Here is a 17,690-nt window from a genome sequence, read left to right on the forward strand (position 1 = left end):
CCGAATTGGATTTTTCCAATTCGGCTTTTTTGAATTACCATTTAGCATAATTCTCCTCGATAGAGCCGAGAAGTTGCGTAATTTTTAGTTTTTTGCCATCAGCATAGCGTACGTAGCCATTGTAATAGCCAAAAAGTTGATGAATTTCCGACTTAACGAGCCGCGCATCATTTGCGGACACACGTTCAAAAAACGGAGAAAAGGTCAATCTGACATCATCAGAAAACCTACTATGAATCAACCAAGGTCTTTTGTAGTCTTGGCGGTCATAGTGAAACAAGACATCTTCATGGATTTTCGTCATCTTACCGTTAACGAAAAAAGCATTTTCTGTCATTCCTGTGCCATCTGTCCACTTGCCGCCTAAATTCAAGCCGATCACTTTTCCGAGCGATCGTTGGGAAGTCATCGCCCAATTCCGAAGAGATTCTCGGGGCCAAACACCTCGTCCGAAGTCCAATACGGCAAAGCTGTCTAGAGGATCAAACTTAAAATTCTGACTGCCAATTTTAACCATGCCAGTTACGGGTAAAGACATATGCTTACCGGTGAACTGGAAAGTATGACGATTCCAGGGGACAACGACATTCAACGAGTCATAATCTTTAGGGTGCCTAATAACCAAAATCGCTTCTAAATCTTCTCCGTCAAATTCTTTCGCGTTGACAGTAAGATGGGTTGCGTTCTGGCTATGTATAGATTCAATCGTCATAGAATCGCTACGGAAATAGCAAGGAGCCAATGCGTTTTCGGGTAATTTCACATGGCGCGTGAATGGCATGATGACTGTTTTTTCATAAAATCGTTGTGTTTCATAATTAAGGAAATAAACAACACAAACAGTCGCGTAATCGAGATGAGAAATAGTTGCTGAAAACAAAATTTCATCACCGAATATGCACCATGAATTCCATTTTTTTTTACGCATAAAATTACCACGTAAATTACTTTCTACCAAAGGTTGCTTTGCATATCCAATCGCTTTTGGATTTAATTTGCCTCTTGCATCACAAAGTTTTACAAATTCAGTAAGCTCTCGTTCTACATGTTGCATTAAATCCACCTCACCATCATTCTTCTACTCTTATTGTAGCAGAACAAATACTAAATATCCTTTTAGGACGGGTGGATTCAGTTGGAAAGTCTGAAAAGATTAAATGGCTATCAGGTCATTAGTCCTATGCTAATTCGACAAAACTGGTTTTCGCCATTGCAAAGCAACTGTCCCTTCTCCAGCATGAACGGCCAGTGATGAACTCAAGTCACCAATTAAAATAGCCGCAGCCGGAATTTCTTTTAGGAGCTCTTGTTTTAGACTTTCAGCCTCTTTCATGACGTGACCATGCATGATTTGGAAGCGTTGAACACCATACTCATCATGATCTTTTTTCGCATGATTTATTAAATACTGAATGGCTTTTTTATGTGAGCGAACTTTATCAATCGGTTTTAATTCACCATCAGGGGTCAGCTGAACAATCGGTTTAATCTGCAACAAACTTCCCAAATAATATTGAGCGCCACTCATTCGTCCACCTTTATAAAGTTGGGACAGATTACCGATTAAAATATAATTACGGAAATCCGCTGTTTCCTTTTCCAATCGCTGCGCAATTTCCATAGCTTCGAGCCCTTGTTTTTCAAGCGTAAGTCCACGTTCAATCAAGCCAGATAAGCCATAGGATAACGCTAGTGAATCGATGGCATAGATTTTAAAGTCACTCATTTCCGCACCAGCAGTAGAAGAGGCAATGGTTCCGCTGAGTTTTGTCGAAGCATGGACAGCAATAGCGCATTCATAGTCATTTTTTAATTTGTCATACAACTCCGCGAATTTTCCAGCAGATGGCTGAGAAGTTTTTGGGAAACTGGTCGCTTCTTTAATACGTTTATAAAGTTCATCGTTCGTCAAATCAATGCCATCGTCAACAAACTCTTCTGTGCCAAAATGAATATTCAGTGGAACGATATAAACGTCCGGATGTGCTTTAAATTCTTCAGTTACAAAGCCAGTCGTATCCATAATCCACGCTATCGGCTTTTTCATAAAAAAACCCCTATCTTTTTTAGAATAATTTGAATACAAAAACTATACCATGGATAATATTTCAACGATAGTACGAGTTGAAAAACTACTCCTAACGAATGAGAAAATCAGCGGAATCGGCTATTGAATGATTTTTCGATATCTGATTTATGCTTAATTACAATAACGATAATCGCTATAAATAGCGGCCAGATGACAAACCATACCTGCAAGAGTAACGCCATTGCTACAAACCCGGTAAAACTTGCAAGCATGGATAAGGTGGCGCTTTTGAACCAAGGATAAAACGCCAAAAATAAAATAAACATAACTAAAAATAAATCCGGTGTTAAACAAAAAGTTACACCGACAAAAGCAGCAATTCCTTTGCCACCTCGGTACTTGAGCCAAAAAGGAAACAAGTGACCGAGAATAACAGCCAAACCGGCGACAGCTATTGCCCAAATAGAAAAATTAAAAAAGAAACCAATCCAGACAACCAACGCGCCTTTTCCAGCATCGCCGAGAAAAGTCAAAACAAACGCGGATTTTCCGAGAATAGCGCCGGCATTTCGCGCGCCGAGATTACCGCTGCGTTGCTGACGTAAATCAACGCCTTTCCATTTACCAATCCACCAAGCAGTTAGGAAATTACCGATTAAATAGGATACTAGCCAGTAAACAATCATAGAAAGTCCCCCAATTCCAAAAATAGCTCAAAGTATAAAGGCCTTCCCTGCATATCAGGAAGGCCTTTATAGAATAGATTAATTTAGCTTGGCTGCTTCGAAAAGGTAGTCGCTAATGACGCGAAGTCCTTTATCAAAGTTCTCCAAATGGAAATGTTCATTGGGTGCATGAAAATTTTCAGATGCCAGTCCGAAGCCCATTAAGACAACAGGCAAGCCAAGAATTTCGTCGAATGCAGCAACAATTGGAATCGATCCGCCCATCCGTGTAAAGGCAGTTGGCACTCCGTAAACTTTCTCGTAAGAACGTCCGGCTGCTTGAATGGCAGGGTGATCGAACGGTGTCAAGAAAGGTTTTCCTTTATCAAACTCCGTAATTTCAACAGTTACGCCGGCAGGTTTATGGGATTCAACATGTGCTTTTAGTTTCGCTACGATGTCGTCTGGGTCTTGATTAGGCACTAAGCGACAGGTAATTTTTGTGCTAGCTTCAGCAGGAAGCACAGTTTTGATGCCTTCACCTGAGAAGCCCCCAGTAATGCCGTTTACTTCAAGTGTCGGGCGAATCCAGGTGCGCTCAACAAAAGAATAGCCTACCTCACCAAAGTCCTCCGAAATACCAATTTCCTGTTTTTCGTGTTCAAGATCAAATTCAAGTGCGGCAAATTCTTCGCGCTCTTTGTCTGATACTTCGATAACGTCGTCATAAAAACCGTCTACTTGAATTAAGCCTTCTTTGTCGCGGAACGATTGTAAGATTTCCACAATAGCATGCAATGGGTTTTGGACTGCGCCGCCGTAAAGACCAGAATGCAAATCGCCTTTTGGTCCTTTGACATCAATTTGAATACCAGCAAGTCCGCGCAAACCATAGCATACAGCAGGACGCCCATGTCCTTGCATGCCTGTATCGGAAATGACGATGATATCCGCCTTTAATAATTCTTGGTTTTCTTCGACGTATTTCGGAAGATTCGGACTGCCGATTTCTTCTTCACCTTCGATAATGAATTTAATGTTCACTGGCAATTCATCGTTTAACTTGAGTAAAGCTTCCACGGCTTTGACGTGCATAAAAACTTGTCCTTTGTCGTCACTTGCACCGCGAGCAAACAATTTGTTATCGCGCACTTGTGGCTCAAAAGGAGCTGATTCCCAAAGGTGTAGAGGGTCTACTGGCTGCACATCGTAATGGCCGTATACGAGTACAGTGGGTTTGCCTTCTGCATGAAGCCAGTCTGCATAAACAACAGGATGTCCATCAGTTTGGTCGATTTTAACATTTTCCAAACCTACATGTTCCATCGCAGTGACCAGCCATTCTGCAGCTTTGTGCATATCGGCTTTGTGTTCAGATAAAGAACTTACTGAAGGAATGCGTAAAAACGTTTTTAATTCGTCTAAATGTGTTTCCCGGTTGTCTTTAAAGTATTGGTCTACAGCTTGAATGTTCATCAGGATCCCTCGATTCGTTAAATTTACGTATAAAAAAAGTATAACATACCAGGTTTTGGTTTTCGACAAGTGGAAATTGGCTATGGTATAGTGTTTATTACGGAAAGAGTTCGTAAAATTTTGTGTTTATGACACTGGAGGAAATAAAATTGTTTATAGCATTAGGTATCTTTTTATTCATGTCGTTTTTCTTATCGGGAAGCGAAACGGCATTGACCGCAGTAAATAGGATGAAGGTCCATCTTCGCGCAGAGCAGGGTGACGCCAAGGCGCAGAAACTGCAGAAATTGATTGCGAAGCCGGACCGAATGATTACAACAATCTTAATCGGTAATAATATTGCCAATATTATGTTGCCAACGCTGGTAACGACAATCGCTATTACTAGAGGATGGGAAGTCGGAGTTGCCACTGCCATTTTGACGGTCATTTTAATTATTTTTGGAGAAGTGTTACCTAAAACCATTTCAGCTACATTTGCTGATAAAGTGGCTTATATTGTTTTCCCAGTTATCAGTTTTATGGTCGTTGCATTGCTGCCGTTAACTTGGTTGCTGGCGCAATTTACGAATATTTTTATTCGTATCATTTCAAAAGGTACAGTAAAAGAAGCGACTATGACGAAAGAGGAATTGCGAACGATGGTTGATATTGCATCGACAGAAGGCACTTTTGAAGAAGATGAATCCGAACGTATCAAAGGAGTTTTGGATTTCCCTCATAAAGACGTATCAGATGTTATGTCTACTCACCGAACAGATACGGTAGGAATTTCCATTGACTCAACCTATGAAGAAGTTCGCGATCTAATCTTAGATTCGTCTTATACGCGTTATCCTGTTTACGAAGAAAGCATGGATAATGTCGTTGGCTTGTTTTATTCGAAAAAATTGATTGAATGGTCGATGAATCCGAATTTGACCTTAGAAGAATTGATGGACGATAATCCACTGTTCGTCGTCCAATCGGTTAGTGTGGAAAAAGTCTTTAAGATGATGATGTCGAAGAAAAAGCATATGGCTGTTATTTTAGACGAGTACGGTGGCACACTAGGCATCGTTACACACGAAGACATTATCGAAGAAATGATTGGTCAGGATATCGAAGATGAAACAGATGAAGATGATGATGAATTAGTTTTTGAAATGACCGACAAGATGTTGTCTTGTCATGGGCGTCTTGAAATTGAAGACGTCAACGACATGTTCAACGTCGAAGTGCCAAATGATCATGACACCATTGCAGGATTTGTCATGCAGCAACTGGGTCATGTGCCAGAAGAAGGCGAACAGTTTACCTATGAAAATCTTTACGTTGAAATCAACGAAATGGATCGTAACCGGATTGTTCGCTTAACCATTACAAAAATAGATAAAGAAGAAGTCTCAGTCTAAAAAACCTCTGTCTCCGGACAGAGGTTTTTTTTGATAGATGACTAGAGAAATCATCTATAGTCATACTATTGTAGGGAAGCGGGCAGAGTAGAAATTTAGAAATAGGTTGAACTAATAATTTCTACTTGTCGATATTCCGCAAAACAGCTGTGTTTTTGGGCCTATAGGATGTGGGATATGCATCTGGTGCGAAAGGACGTCACGGTATCAGTTGCCAAGGGCTTGCGCCGAACTCACTTTGGCTGGACGCACAAGTGAGTTCGGCAGTTCACTTACCCACGGAAGTCATGCCTAAAGCGGTGTAGAAATTCGGTTTCTTTCATTTAACTTATCTAACTTGAGAAGTGCCCACAACCGAAACTTTCCAGCTGTCAGTTATTAGTTCAATTTATACAATTTCAAATTGCAGGTTCCCAATATTACACATTTGTAAGGAGAATGAAAGTACAAGCGATAGAGTGAAAGCAAAATTTCCGTCAATATAAGGATATAAGACAAAGCGGAAGCGTTGATGGCTTCGCTGGACAATCAGAACGGACGGGGGCACGATCATGGAAACGTTATATACAGAATACAATCGATACATCTACCATTTATGCTTAAAACTAACACGCAATAAAGCAGAAGCGGAAGATTTAATGCAAGAAGTTTGGCTAAAAGTTGTACGCTACGAATCCTCTATTGCTGAGGTGGACCATGTCAAAGCATGGCTGACAACCATCTGTATGAATACGTTCCGTGATCGTTACCGCAAAAATGTAAGACGCAGCAAGCACTTGATACAACAGCCAGAAGGCTTGGACGTTTCTTTGCTTGATCTAATCGCTTCGGATTCAGAAGGTGTAGCTGAATTGTTGGAAAAACAAGATGTTTCCGTTATGATTCGACATAAAATTTCAGAGCTAGATTCGATTTACCGTACGACAATTTTGTATTTTTATGTTCACCAATACTCGTTGATTGAAATTGCCGATGTCATGAAAGTGTCAATCGGTACGGTGAAATCTCGTTTGTTCCGCGGCAAACAACGCTTAAAAGACATGTTGATGGATGATGCTCGGACACGCGAGTACGTCGTAGCCATTTAAAAAAGCAACCGAATTTTCGGTTGCTTTTTTTATGGAAAAAATTATAAGAATTTTAATCTTTTGCTGGTTATAATGGACTTAAGGGGGAAAGTCTATGAAAAAGAGAACGTTTAAAAGTGGGAGCAAAAGAAAAAGAATTATTATGAGAAGTCTCGGTGTTCTGGCGTTCCTTTATATCGCAGTTATCGCTTGGCAGACATTTAAGCCTTTACCTGAAGGAGTTTCAACTGCAGGTGATCTTCACAAAGTAGACCAAGTTGAAATGATCTATGACTTGTCGTATGCACAAGACAAAGAAGGTACGGAAACAGAAAGTGAACTGCAGATATTCAATGAAATTTACGCAATGATTGATCAAGCAGAAGAATTCATCGTCATAGACCTTTTCCTTTTCGATAATTACAATGACCAAAAAACAGATTTTCCAGCAGTAGCAGAAACTTTAACAGATCACTTATTAGATAAAAAAGAAAAAAATCCGAATCTGCCAATCTATTTTATCACCGATCCATTAAATTACGGTTATGGATCTTATGACAGCCAATTTCTAGATACATTAGAAACTGAAGGCGTTGAAGTCATTGTGACGGATCTGGACAAGCTACGCGATTCCACACCACTTTATTCCGGATTTTACCGTATCATTTTTCAATGGTTCGATAACAGTGGAAAGGGATGGATACCAAACGGCATGTCGAGTGATGCACCTGATTTAACGGCATCTTCTTATCTGGAAATGATGAATATTAAAGCCAATCACAGAAAAGCGGTCATTACCGAAAAAGAAGCAATCATCAGCTCAGCAAACCCTCACAATGCCAGTGGGTTACATAGCAATATGGCTTTCAAAGTCAGTGGTCCGATCATCAATGATATACTAGCAGCTGAAGAAGCCGTGTCCCGGTTTTCAGGCGGACCGGACTTTCCGAGAATCAAAGCAACTGAACAACAAGGTCAATACGAAGTTCAATACCTGACAGAGCGAAAAGTGTTAGATGCGTTACTTTCCGATATTGAACAAACAAAAAAAGGAGACTCGATTCAACTGGCGATGTTCTATATCTCAGAGACGAGTGTGGTCAATGCGTTAATGGATGCGGCTAATCGCGGGGTCGACGTGCACCTGATACTAGATGCCAACGAAAATGCTTTTGGTACCGAAAAAACAGGATTGCCGAACCGACCTGTAGTGAATGAAATGCTTGCCGAATCAGATGACCATTTGCAAGTGCGTTGGTATAATGCAGTCGTCGGCCAGTTTCATACAAAATCTATTATGATTCAAAGGCAAGATGAAACAGTCGTCATGGGCGGCTCAACGAATTATACGGAACGAGCATTCAATGACTACAACCTTGAAAGTACATTACGCATCGAAGCACCGAATGACAGTGAACTGACTACAGAAATGACTCAGTATTTCGATCGGCTATGGAGTAACGAGGATGCGCTTTATACACTCGATGTCGAAGAATATCAAGATGATTTCAGCTTTTGGCAACGTGGAATTTATGGCTTCCAAAAACTGTTTAAGTTAACGACTTATTAAAAAAATGCCTCTTCTGGAAAACCAGAAGAGGCATTTTTTCGGTTCTTAAACTTCTTCCGGTTTACCCGCAGAAATCCATTCTTCAACATCCCAGACTTTTGTTGCCAGTCCTTCGTAAAATTCAGGCTCGTGGCTGACCAAAACAATTGTGCCTTTATATGCTTGCATCGCACGTTTTAATTCAGCTTTTGCATCGATGTCCAAGTGATTCGTAGGCTCATCGAAAATGAGCCAATTGCTTTCTTCCATCATCAACTTGCACAGTCGAACTTTAGCTTGTTCGCCACCGCTCAACTGCGTCATTGGACGTGAGATATGCTCGTTTTTCAAACCTGTACGAGCAAGTGCGCCACGTACTTGGCCCTGGTCCATACTTGGGTAAGCTGACCAGATTTCGTCCAGCGGCGTATGAGTTGGCGCTTTGACTTCCTGTTCGAAATAACTTGGCGTCAAATATTCTCCGCGCAGAACATCACCATCAAGCGGTTTGATTTTGCCGAGCATTGTTTTGAGTAACGTCGATTTACCGACACCATTCATGCCGACAAGCGCAATTTTTTCCCCACGTTCGATCATAAACGTTAATGGTGGAAGAAGTGCTTTGTCATAGCCAATCGATAGAGCTTCCGCTTCCACAACATAACGACTCGGGCTACGTGTTTCTTTAAAAGCAAATTGCGGTTTTGCTGCAACTTCAGGCTTATCAATGCGGTCCATACGATCCAGCTGTTTCTGGCGAGATTTAGCACGACCCGTTGTAGAAGCACGAGCTTTGTTTTTCGCAATAAAGGTCTCAGTTTTTTTGATCATGTCTTCTTGTCTTTCATAAGCATCCAAATGCTGTTGCTTGCTTAGTTCTGCAAGTTCAATAAATTTCTCATAAGTTGCTGTGTAGCGAGTTAAACGTGAAAATTCCAAGTGGAAAATGACGCTCGTAACACTGCTCATAAATTCCGTATCATGTGAAATCAATAGGAAGGCATGTGGGTAGTTTTTTAAATAGTTAACAAGCCATTGAATATGCTCTTCGTCGAGATAGTTGGTCGGCTCATCCAAAAGCAAAACTTTTGGTTTTTCAAGAAGCAGTTTGGCAAGCAATAGCTTTGTGCGTTGTCCGCCGGAAAGAGCTTCAACATTGCGGTCAAGTCCAATTGCATCAAGACCCAAACCGCGAGCGATTTCTTCCACTTTGCCATCAAGTGTGTAAAAATCACCAGCATCTAAAGCATCTTGCGCTTCAGCCATTTGCTCAAGCAATTCTTCTAATCGCTCAGGATCCGCATCGCCCATTTGCATTGCGACATCGTTCAGTTCTTCTTCTTTTTTATAAAGAGGTAAGAACGCGTCTTGAAGAGTTTGACGGATTGAACGTCCTGGTTGCAATTGCGTATGTTGATCTAAATAACCATAATGTGTCCGTGGCTGCCATTCAACGCGTCCGTCGTCATGAATGATTTTGCCCGTTAAAATGTTCATCATTGTCGATTTACCAACGCCATTGGCTCCGACTAATCCCACATGTTCGCCTTCGACCAAACGGAATGATACATCGTTAAAAAGAGTACGATCACCGAAAGTATGGCTTAAATTTTCTACTGTTAATAAACTCATTTAATAAATTCCTCCATTATCATAAAAAAAATCGCGGTTACAGATCCGCGAGTTTTTGGTTTAATTCCGCAAGTTGTCGTTCCATTTTTTCTAACCGTAGTTCTGCTTTCTCCACCATGCCAGCGTGTCCAGTCGTTTCGAGCTTTTCGATATCACCTTGATGGCTTACATAATCCATCTTCAGTTCAGCAATCGCATATTCCAATTCCTGCTTGTTCACAAAATCACCCTTATTTTTCTACCAGTGTAACACAAAAACACGAAAATTGAATGCTTTACGATTCCCATTCAATATATAATACCTGTATAATGCCAAAAAAGAACGAAAGGAAGTGACCTGCCATCGATACCTTATTATTTGACTTGATGCTTATTATTTTTCTGGGAGTGCTTTCCCAATGGATCGCTTGGCGTCTTCAGCTTCCTGCTATTGTACTGATGTCAATTGCGGGGCTTCTCGTAGGCCCGATTTTTGAAGTGATTCACCCTGCAGAGAGTTTTGGAGAATTGTTTAATCCGTTTATTTCGTTAGCGGTTGCCATTATCTTATTTGAAGGCAGTTTGAATTTAAATTTTAAAGAAATTCGTAACTTTAGCAAACCCATTTTACGAATCGTTACACTTGGTGCTTTTATCGCCTGGATTGCAGGATCTCTCGCAGCCCATTATATAGCTGGGCTATCGTTTGGTGTAGCGTTTGTTATTGGTGGCTTATTCATCGTTACCGGACCTACGGTTATTTTACCGATGTTGCGGCAGGCTAAGTTAAAATCACGTCCTGCAGCTATCTTGAAATGGGAAGGAATTGTAGTGGATCCTTTTGGTGCGCTGCTCGCTTTGTTTGCGTTTCAATTTGTGTTATTTGCCATTGGTGATGAGACTGCAGCTGCGTTTGGCTTATTTTTCTTGGCATCATTGTTTGCTGTTGCACTCGGTGCTGGAGCAGGATGGCTAATGGGAATGATGTTCGAAAAAGGACAAGTTCCAGAATTCCTCAAAGCTCCGATGGTATTTGGTGTAGTGTTATTGGTTTTCGTTGTGTCAGACATTGTAATGCACGAAACAGGACTACTAGCAGTTACAGCAATGGGAATGATTATGGCCAACATGAACATTGCGTCTATTAACGATATGCGTCATTTTAAAGAAAATATTTCTGTCTTGTTGATTTCTAGTATTTTCGTCATGCTCACGGCTTCGCTTAGCTTAGAGGTCTTGATCGGTATCTTTAATTGGCAAGTGATTTCCTTTGTATTGGCAATGCTGTTTATCGTTCGACCTTTATCCATCTGGTTGTCGACCATTGGGACGGACTTGACGATTCAAGAAAAAACGCTGGTTGGCTGGATCGCACCACGTGGCATTGTCGCATTGACCGTCTCGGGGTATTTTGCAGGCGTCTTGCTGGAAGCTGGTTTTGCGGATGCGGAGTTGTTGACCGCTTTAACATTTGCACTGGTCTTTTCTACTGTGATTGTCCACGGCTTTACGATTGGCTGGGTTGGCAAAAAGCTTGGACTTGCGACAGCTGACGATCCAGGGGTCATTATTATCGGTGCTAGCCGGTTCGCGACAAAACTCGGCAAAGTATTAGCGGATCTTGAAAAAAGCGTTTTGATTATAGATTCCTCTTGGGGTCGTTTGCAAGAAGCTCGTCAAATGGGACTAAAGACGTATGCCGGTGAAATTCTATCGGAACATACCGATTACGAAGTTGATTTAACGCCGTATGAAACGATGGTGGTTGCGACTGGAACTGATTCGTATAACGCGCTCGTCGTTAATAATTTTGTTCCAGAAATGGGCCGTGCAAATCTTTACCAGACAGCGATTCACGAAGGCGACCCAGGCGATTTTCATTCCTCATTGAGTGGTCGAACATTATTTGGAGAAGAATGGAACATCCATGAGTTGGAAATAAAAGCAGAAGCAGGCTACACGATGCGCAAAACGCAATTGTCGGAGCAGTTTACTTATGAAGATTTCAAGACAAAATGGTCTAACGATACCATTCCTTTGTTTGTTCAATACGCCCAAGGCAAAATTGAGTTTTTTGCAGAGAACAACAAACTTGAGCCAAAAGCTGGAGACACCATCGTCAGCTTTACTGCATCTTCTCCCGAATCTGAGCGAACGCAGGAACGTTTAGAAAGCAAACGTTCGAAAAACGGAACTCAGACTAAAGAATGAAATCTCTCGCTCAAAAGTAATTAAGGTACGTATTGTGAAACAGGGTTTGTTATGATGAAGACAAACAGGTTATTGCGATGCTGCAAGTAGATGCAGTTAACAGCAAGAACGTATTTTGAGGAGGACAAGAGAGTATGAAAGTTTTATTAGTAGACGGCACGATCATCGGTAGCAAGACCGGTGCCATTCTGGAACAAATTCAAGTTTATATTAATGAAACCAATCCTGAAATTGAGTTAAAATTGTTAAAGCTAGCTGACTATGACCATCAGTTTGTTGATGGGCGTCCGCTTGGCGAATACAATGACAGCATGCAAGAAATCGTTCGTCGCTTTGAAGAAGCAGATGGCTATATCATCGCAACACCGATTTTCCAAGGATCTATTCCGGGTGTGTTGAAAAATACATTTGATATGCTTCACCCACGCACGATGCGTTACAAACCAGTATCGATCGTCGCAAACGGTGGAACGTATCAGCATCACTTGGTCATCGAAAATCAGTTAAAGCCGATTCTTGATTACTTCCGCTGTCTTGTAACGCCGAACTATGTGTACACACACACGAGTCACTTTGATGAGACGAATACGATTGTGAGTGAAGACGTTCACAACCGTTTGCGTGAATTGGCCCGTGTCTTTGTGCAATATGCTGAAATGAGCAAGCATTTGTCGAAAGAAACATTGGATAATCATTAAAAGAAACCTCCCGCATGTGGGAGGTTTCTTTTTTTGGATTTAATTTGAAATGGATTTTGAATTTATTCCATTAATTGGGCTTACTGTCGAAAAGGAGTAGAATACTGTCCGAATTGGCTGGAATACTGTCCGAATTCCACCAAATACTGTCCAAATCACGAAAATACTGTCGAAACGCTAAAACGCCTCGGGAATCACATACTGCCGATCTTTAAAACTGCCGTGATAAGCCATTTTCGAGCTCGCTAATAGCTTTGAAGCGATTGAGGGAGACATAATTCCTGTAAAGTCGCGAAATTCTCTGCTGCTGATAGTCGTTTTGACCAAAGTGCGGTATTGCCTCAGCGCATCAAGATGCGCGAGAGGATCAACATGCAGACATGCATTGCAACGCCATTTTCCACCACGATAATGGAGCAAGCAATATGGGCAGTTGGGGCATAACACACCAGGTGGAAATGAATCCGTAAGTCCAAGTGACGCAATTGGTTTTATTGAATAGAGCGCAAGTAAGTTTTTCGCCAGCACTTCCGTTTTCTTCTTAGATAATACATCGTGCGGGTGACGAATCAGTAATTGTTCCATGAGGTGTGGTAGTCCAGATGACTGAATCATGATGCGACTGCCTGCGCGAGATTGAATCACAGACGATGGGTACGTAAAAATGATGGCGCCGACAACAGGCAGCTGGATGCGTTGCTTGCGTAAAAATTGTTCCAGCCACTTTTCGTGGCGGCGCAATTGATCGTCTGGATTGTTCATGCCATCAATGCTGCCGTCTTTATTGGTTCTGGAAAATTGCCTCAAAGTAGGATCGAAATTGAGTAAGCCGGAAATGCTTTTGATTTCTAATACCAGTACGAATCGGCTGGTCACTAGAACGCTGTCAATTTGATGGGAAGACTTCTCTTTTTGGATGAACAAGTCGTGGATGAAATAATGCGGTAACGAGAGGTCGATTTCGTGCCAAAAGGAGTCTACGCGCAATTCGCCGTGATATCCGGCGGTGATGCGACGGAGTTTTTCTGTCCAGTGGGGATGTCGGGGATGGACAGTGGGCATTCGTTGAAGCAAACTTTCCAGTTGGAAAATTTGAGGGGGCTTTGTGCGTGTTTTAATGATCAATCGATCCTCTCCTTCATGTGAAATTACTTTAAATATAGCTAGAATGTGGGTGTTGTGCAAGCAAAATTTGAAGTTAATGGAAATACTGTCCGGATTGGATGAAATACTGTCCAAATTCCCCCAAATACTGTCCAAATTCGAGAAATACTGTCCAACCCCCAAAAACACTTCCGAAAAGCCAGTCCAAGCAGAAAATGTTACAATAATCACAGTAGAAATGAGGGTGAATATAAATGAAATCAATCGTTTTAGCAGAAAAGCCATCCGTTGCGCGTGACATTGCACGTGTTTTAGGGTGCGAACAAAAAGGCAACGGCTATTTAGAAGGCAAACAGTATATCGTCACATGGGCACTCGGCCATTTAGTGACGCATGCGCAGCCAGAGCAATACAACAATGATTTTAAAGAGTGGAAAATGGATACGTTGCCGATTATTCCAAAACCATTTAAATTGGTGCCAATCAAACAATCGATGAAACAATTTAATGCGGTAAAATCTCAATTACAGCGCGGCGATGTCAAAGAAGTCATCATCGCAACAGACGCAGGCCGCGAAGGGGAGCTTGTCGCCCGTTGGATTTTAGAGAAAACCAATACACGTAAACCGGTAAAACGGTTGTGGATTTCATCGGTTACCGACAAAGCGATCAAAGACGGATTTAATAACTTAAAAGACGGTCGCGCTTACGAAAATCTATACGCAGCAGCCGTAGCGCGCGCAGAAGCGGATTGGGTTGTCGGCATTAACGCAACGCGCGCGTTGACCGTTAAATACAACGCACAATTATCAACAGGGCGCGTACAAACGCCGACACTTGCGATGATTGCGGAACGCGAAAAGCAAATTCGCAACTTCCAGCCGAAACCTTATTACGGCATGCAAGCCATAACGGACCAAGCGACATTTACATGGACGGATGGCAACTCGACACAATCATTTGATAAAGAAAAAATTGACAAGCGATTCAACAAACTCGAAAACACACATGAAGGCACCGTGACGGACATTAAAATCACGCCGAAACGTCAGCCAGCACCGCCTTTATTTGATTTGACCGAACTGCAAAAAGAAGCTTATAAGCGCTATAGCTGGTCGGCGAAAGAAACACTTAACACGCTGCAAAATTTATACGAACGCTACAAAATTGTGACGTATCCGCGGACAGACTCGAAACATTTAACGAGCGATATGCGTGATACGTTAAAAGATCGCGTAAAAGCAGTGCAAGTCGGACCGTACCGCAGTTTGTCGGCAATGATTTTGAAAAATCCAGTGGCTCCGCAAAAAGGCGTCATTGATGACGCGAAAGTATCCGATCACCATGCCATTATCCCGACGGAAGAAACACCACCGCTGCACGAATTATCAGACAAAGAGCATAAATTATACGACATGATCGTCAAACGGTTTCTTGCTGTATTTTATCCGCAATACGAATATGATCAAACGACGGTCAAGCTAACGGCTGGAGGCGAAACGTTCCAAGCAAAAGGCAATACCGTTCGCAATGAAGGCTGGAAACGTATTTATAAAGACGAAAACGATAGTGACGATACGACATTGCCAGCGTTTGAGAAAGGTCAGTCGTTGACACTCAAAGGCATTGCGTTAACAGATGGCAAAACCAAGCCACCTGCATTTTTCAATGAAGGAACGTTACTTGGCGCCATGGAAAATCCAGCGCAGTTTATGAGCGGCGAAACAAAAGAAGTGATTCAAACGCTTGGCGAAGTGGGTGGACTTGGCACAGTAGCAACACGAGCTGACGTCATCGATAAATTATTTAATACCTTTTTGATCGAGAAAAAAGGCAAAGATTTGACGATTACGTCAAAAGGTCGCCAGTTGCTGGAGCTTGTTCCGGAAGACTTAAAGTCTCCGAAACTGACCGCCGATTGGGAGCAGCAATTAACGAAAATTGCGAAAGGCCAATTGAAAAAAGAAGACTTCATAAAAGAAATGATTGTCTTTGCTGAAAAATCGGTGTCAGATATTAAAAAGAGCGACAAGAAATTCAAACACGATAACATTACTGGCAAAATGTGCCCGGATTGTGGGAAACCGCTTCTTGAAGTCAACGGTAAGCGTGGCAAGATGAACGTCTGCCAAGATCGTGAATGTGGTTATAAAAAACAAGTAGCGATGCAAACCAATGCGCGCTGCCCAAATTGTCATAAAAAATTGGAATTGCAAGGTGAAGGAGACGGCAAGATTTTCGTCTGCAAATGTGGTCACCGTGAAAAACTATCAGCATTTGAGAAACGCAAAAAATCCGGTCAATCCAAAGCCAACAAAAAAGACGTCAATAAATACTTGAACCAGCAAGATGAAGCCCCTCAAAATACCGCAATGGCCGAAGCCTTGAAAAAATTATTAGGTCAAAGCGAATAGAATCTTGAGGCGTATGATGATATGCTGTGACTAAAGAATCTTTTCAAAGCAAGGGGAGAGGTTATGGCGAAGAAAATGGTGAAAACCAATGCAGCACGTATGCTTGATAAAAGTGAAATCCATTACGAACTGCTTCATTACCGTACAGAAGACGGCAAAGTAGACGGAGTTTCTGTCGCTGAAAAAATTGGTTTTGCTGTAGAATTTGTATACAAAACGCTGGTTGCAACGGGGGCATCAAAACAGGCTTACGTCTTTGTCATACCCGTTGCAGAAGAATTGGATTTAAAAAAAGCCGCCCAAGCCACTGGTGAAAAGAAAATCGAAATGCTACCGGTCAAGGAAATCTTGACATTAACTGGCTATATTCGTGGGGGTTGCTCTCCTGTTGGCATGAAAAAACCGTTCCCGACCTTCATTTCCTCAGAAGCTGGACAACTAGATGAAATAATCGTTTCTGCTGGTAAAATTGGTGTTCAGCTGAAACTAGCTCCTAATGAACTGCTGGCTGCAACAACTGGTCAGTTTGCCGAGTTGACAGCATCAAGTCAATAGAGCATCCATCCATTCGCGTTGAATGGGTGGATTTTTCATATCACAATAAAAGAAAGAAGGATGTTGATGAAGCGTTCGCTATTTTATCGCTGGCTGTTCTTTATCGTTGGATTGATTGTCCTCGCTCTTGGCTTTACAATGACCATAAAAGGAAGCAAATTAGGAATTGGGCCGTGGGATGTGCTACACGTCGGATTGTATTTAAAATTTGGACTGACCATTGGTACGTGGTCGGTCATTGCCGGTTTCACACTGATTGGGAGTACGGCTTTCTTTACGCGAAGGATCCCGCAAATCGGTACTTTTTTAAATATGTTGCTCGTCGGAGTCTTTATCGATGTTTTTAATTTTTTAATTCCTGATATTCAAACCTTGGTCGGACAAATTGTGATTTTGTCTGCCGGAATTATTATTTCAGGCTACGGCGTCGGTCTTTACGTATCACCGAAAATTGGTGCAGGTCCTCGGGATAGCTTGATGATGCTGCTCGTTGATAAGACAGGACTTAGTATTAGTGTCGTTCGGGCAGGAATTGAAGTAGGAGTGGCATTACTGGGTTGGTTGCTCGGTGGACCTGTTGGCATTGGAACCATTGCCGTTGCTTTGTTAACTGGTAGAATTGTACAAGTTTCTTTGCCTCAATTTGAAAGATTGTTAGTAACACTGATCGGTGAAAAAGAAAATCTGCCGCCCGTTCTGAAAGTTTAAGAGTTAGGCGTGTGTAACTTATTCTAAAGTGATGTGAAGTCTAACTACAAGTAGAGCCTGGCACTGGTTGCCGGGCTTTTTTGTGCCTCAATTTTAATGCATCCAAATTAAAGATACTAATGCATTTCACAACTCATGATAGTTGAAACCCATACGGCAATATGTTATAAATAAAACCTAGTAAGTCTATTGGTTTTGTAAAATACGAA

15 protein-coding genes are annotated in these 17,690 nt (G+C 41.8%); 8 read left to right on the forward strand and 7 right to left on the reverse strand.

The window, feature by feature from the left end; translation table 11 throughout:
* Positions 1–34 precede the first annotated feature (34 nt).
* The 4 genes from AUO94_RS11695 to AUO94_RS11710 form a co-directional block, all read right to left on the reverse strand.
* Positions 35–1,054: a DUF2804 domain-containing protein gene (locus tag AUO94_RS11695; protein ID WP_058384381.1), complete on the reverse strand. Its 1,020-nt coding sequence runs from the start codon at positions 1,052–1,054 to the stop codon at positions 35–37.
* A 129-nt stretch (positions 1,055–1,183) separates the two neighbouring features.
* Positions 1,184–2,047 carry a DegV family protein gene (locus AUO94_RS11700; RefSeq protein WP_058384382.1) on the reverse strand — a complete coding sequence of 288 codons (864 nt, stop codon included), beginning with the start codon at positions 2,045–2,047 and terminating at the stop codon, positions 1,184–1,186.
* A 107-nt stretch (positions 2,048–2,154) separates the two neighbouring features.
* Positions 2,155–2,715, reverse strand: a complete 561-nt coding sequence (locus tag AUO94_RS11705; protein ID WP_058384383.1) for a glycerol-3-phosphate acyltransferase — start codon at positions 2,713–2,715, stop codon at positions 2,155–2,157.
* Between the two features lie 78 nt (positions 2,716–2,793).
* Positions 2,794–4,170: a dipeptidase gene (locus tag AUO94_RS11710; RefSeq protein WP_058384384.1), complete on the reverse strand. Its 1,377-nt coding sequence runs from the start codon at positions 4,168–4,170 to the stop codon at positions 2,794–2,796.
* Between the two features lie 149 nt (positions 4,171–4,319).
* On the opposite strand from AUO94_RS11710, the gene AUO94_RS11715 reads away from it, so the two are divergent.
* The 3 genes from AUO94_RS11715 to AUO94_RS11725 all read left to right on the forward strand — a co-directional run bounded on the left by AUO94_RS11715 (position 4,320) and on the right by AUO94_RS11725 (position 8,201).
* Positions 4,320–5,564 carry a CNNM domain-containing protein gene (locus AUO94_RS11715; protein WP_058384385.1) on the forward strand — a complete coding sequence of 415 codons (1,245 nt, stop codon included), beginning with the start codon at positions 4,320–4,322 and terminating at the stop codon, positions 5,562–5,564.
* Positions 5,565–6,115: 551 nt separating this feature from the next.
* On the forward strand, positions 6,116–6,652 hold the full coding sequence (locus AUO94_RS11720; protein ID WP_058384386.1) for an RNA polymerase sigma factor: 537 nt from the start codon (positions 6,116–6,118) through the stop codon (positions 6,650–6,652).
* A gap of 94 nt (positions 6,653–6,746) precedes the next feature.
* Positions 6,747–8,201, forward strand: coding sequence for a phospholipase D family protein (locus AUO94_RS11725; RefSeq protein ID WP_058384387.1), 1,455 nt, complete (start codon positions 6,747–6,749; stop codon positions 8,199–8,201).
* A 45-nt stretch (positions 8,202–8,246) separates the two neighbouring features.
* Here the strand turns inward: AUO94_RS11725 and AUO94_RS11730 are convergent, their stop codons facing one another.
* On the reverse strand, positions 8,247–9,812 hold the full coding sequence (locus AUO94_RS11730; RefSeq protein ID WP_058384388.1) for an ABC-F family ATP-binding cassette domain-containing protein: 1,566 nt from the start codon (positions 9,810–9,812) through the stop codon (positions 8,247–8,249).
* 37 nt (positions 9,813–9,849) lie between these two features.
* Complete coding sequence (locus AUO94_RS11735; protein ID WP_058384389.1) at positions 9,850–10,032, reverse strand: SE1832 family protein; 183 nt, start codon at positions 10,030–10,032, stop codon at positions 9,850–9,852.
* Between the two features lie 146 nt (positions 10,033–10,178).
* Between AUO94_RS11735 and AUO94_RS11740 the strand changes: the two genes are divergently transcribed.
* Together AUO94_RS11740 and AUO94_RS11745 are read left to right on the forward strand one after the other, a co-directional pair.
* On the forward strand, positions 10,179–12,002 hold the full coding sequence (locus AUO94_RS11740; protein WP_058384390.1) for a cation:proton antiporter: 1,824 nt from the start codon (positions 10,179–10,181) through the stop codon (positions 12,000–12,002).
* Between the two features lie 134 nt (positions 12,003–12,136).
* Positions 12,137–12,700: an NADPH-dependent FMN reductase gene (locus AUO94_RS11745; protein WP_058384391.1), complete on the forward strand. Its 564-nt coding sequence runs from the start codon at positions 12,137–12,139 to the stop codon at positions 12,698–12,700.
* Positions 12,701–12,877: 177 nt separating this feature from the next.
* On the opposite strand, the gene AUO94_RS11750 is transcribed toward AUO94_RS11745, so the two are convergent.
* Positions 12,878–14,035 carry an NERD domain-containing protein gene (locus AUO94_RS11750; RefSeq protein ID WP_237150112.1) on the reverse strand — a complete coding sequence of 386 codons (1,158 nt, stop codon included), beginning with the start codon at positions 14,033–14,035 and terminating at the stop codon, positions 12,878–12,880.
* A gap of 23 nt (positions 14,036–14,058) precedes the next feature.
* On the opposite strand from AUO94_RS11750, the gene AUO94_RS11755 reads away from it, so the two are divergent.
* From AUO94_RS11755 to AUO94_RS11765, 3 genes are all read left to right on the forward strand, one after another.
* Positions 14,059–16,218 carry a DNA topoisomerase III gene (locus AUO94_RS11755; protein WP_058384393.1) on the forward strand — a complete coding sequence of 720 codons (2,160 nt, stop codon included), beginning with the start codon at positions 14,059–14,061 and terminating at the stop codon, positions 16,216–16,218.
* 63 nt (positions 16,219–16,281) lie between these two features.
* Positions 16,282–16,773: a Cys-tRNA(Pro) deacylase gene (gene ybaK, locus AUO94_RS11760; protein WP_058384394.1), complete on the forward strand. Its 492-nt coding sequence runs from the start codon at positions 16,282–16,284 to the stop codon at positions 16,771–16,773.
* Between the two features lie 66 nt (positions 16,774–16,839).
* On the forward strand, positions 16,840–17,481 hold the full coding sequence (locus AUO94_RS11765) for a YczE/YyaS/YitT family protein (protein WP_058384395.1): 642 nt from the start codon (positions 16,840–16,842) through the stop codon (positions 17,479–17,481).
* Positions 17,482–17,690 lie beyond the last annotated feature (209 nt).

Source organism: Planococcus kocurii (assembly GCF_001465835.2).
Classification (GTDB): domain Bacteria; phylum Bacillota; class Bacilli; order Bacillales_A; family Planococcaceae; genus Planococcus; species Planococcus kocurii.

Coding starts and splice junctions, on each gene's coding strand:
- AUO94_RS11695 (WP_058384381.1), bottom strand. CDS start 1,054: ATGCAACATGTAGAACGAGAGCTTACTGAATTTGTAAAACTTTGTGAT.
- AUO94_RS11700 (WP_058384382.1), bottom strand. CDS start 2,047: ATGAAAAAGCCGATAGCGTGGATTATGGATACGACTGGCTTTGTAACT.
- AUO94_RS11705 (WP_058384383.1), bottom strand. CDS start 2,715: ATGATTGTTTACTGGCTAGTATCCTATTTAATCGGTAATTTCCTAACT.
- AUO94_RS11710 (WP_058384384.1), bottom strand. CDS start 4,170: ATGAACATTCAAGCTGTAGACCAATACTTTAAAGACAACCGGGAAACA.
- AUO94_RS11720 (WP_058384386.1), top strand. CDS start 6,116: ATGGAAACGTTATATACAGAATACAATCGATACATCTACCATTTATGC.
- AUO94_RS11725 (WP_058384387.1), top strand. CDS start 6,747: ATGAAAAAGAGAACGTTTAAAAGTGGGAGCAAAAGAAAAAGAATTATT.
- AUO94_RS11730 (WP_058384388.1), bottom strand. CDS start 9,812: ATGAGTTTATTAACAGTAGAAAATTTAAGCCATACTTTCGGTGATCGT.
- AUO94_RS11740 (WP_058384390.1), top strand. CDS start 10,179: ATGCTTATTATTTTTCTGGGAGTGCTTTCCCAATGGATCGCTTGGCGT.
- AUO94_RS11745 (WP_058384391.1), top strand. CDS start 12,137: ATGAAAGTTTTATTAGTAGACGGCACGATCATCGGTAGCAAGACCGGT.
- AUO94_RS11755 (WP_058384393.1), top strand. CDS start 14,059: ATGAAATCAATCGTTTTAGCAGAAAAGCCATCCGTTGCGCGTGACATT.
- ybaK (WP_058384394.1), top strand. CDS start 16,282: ATGGCGAAGAAAATGGTGAAAACCAATGCAGCACGTATGCTTGATAAA.
- AUO94_RS11765 (WP_058384395.1), top strand. CDS start 16,840: ATGAAGCGTTCGCTATTTTATCGCTGGCTGTTCTTTATCGTTGGATTG.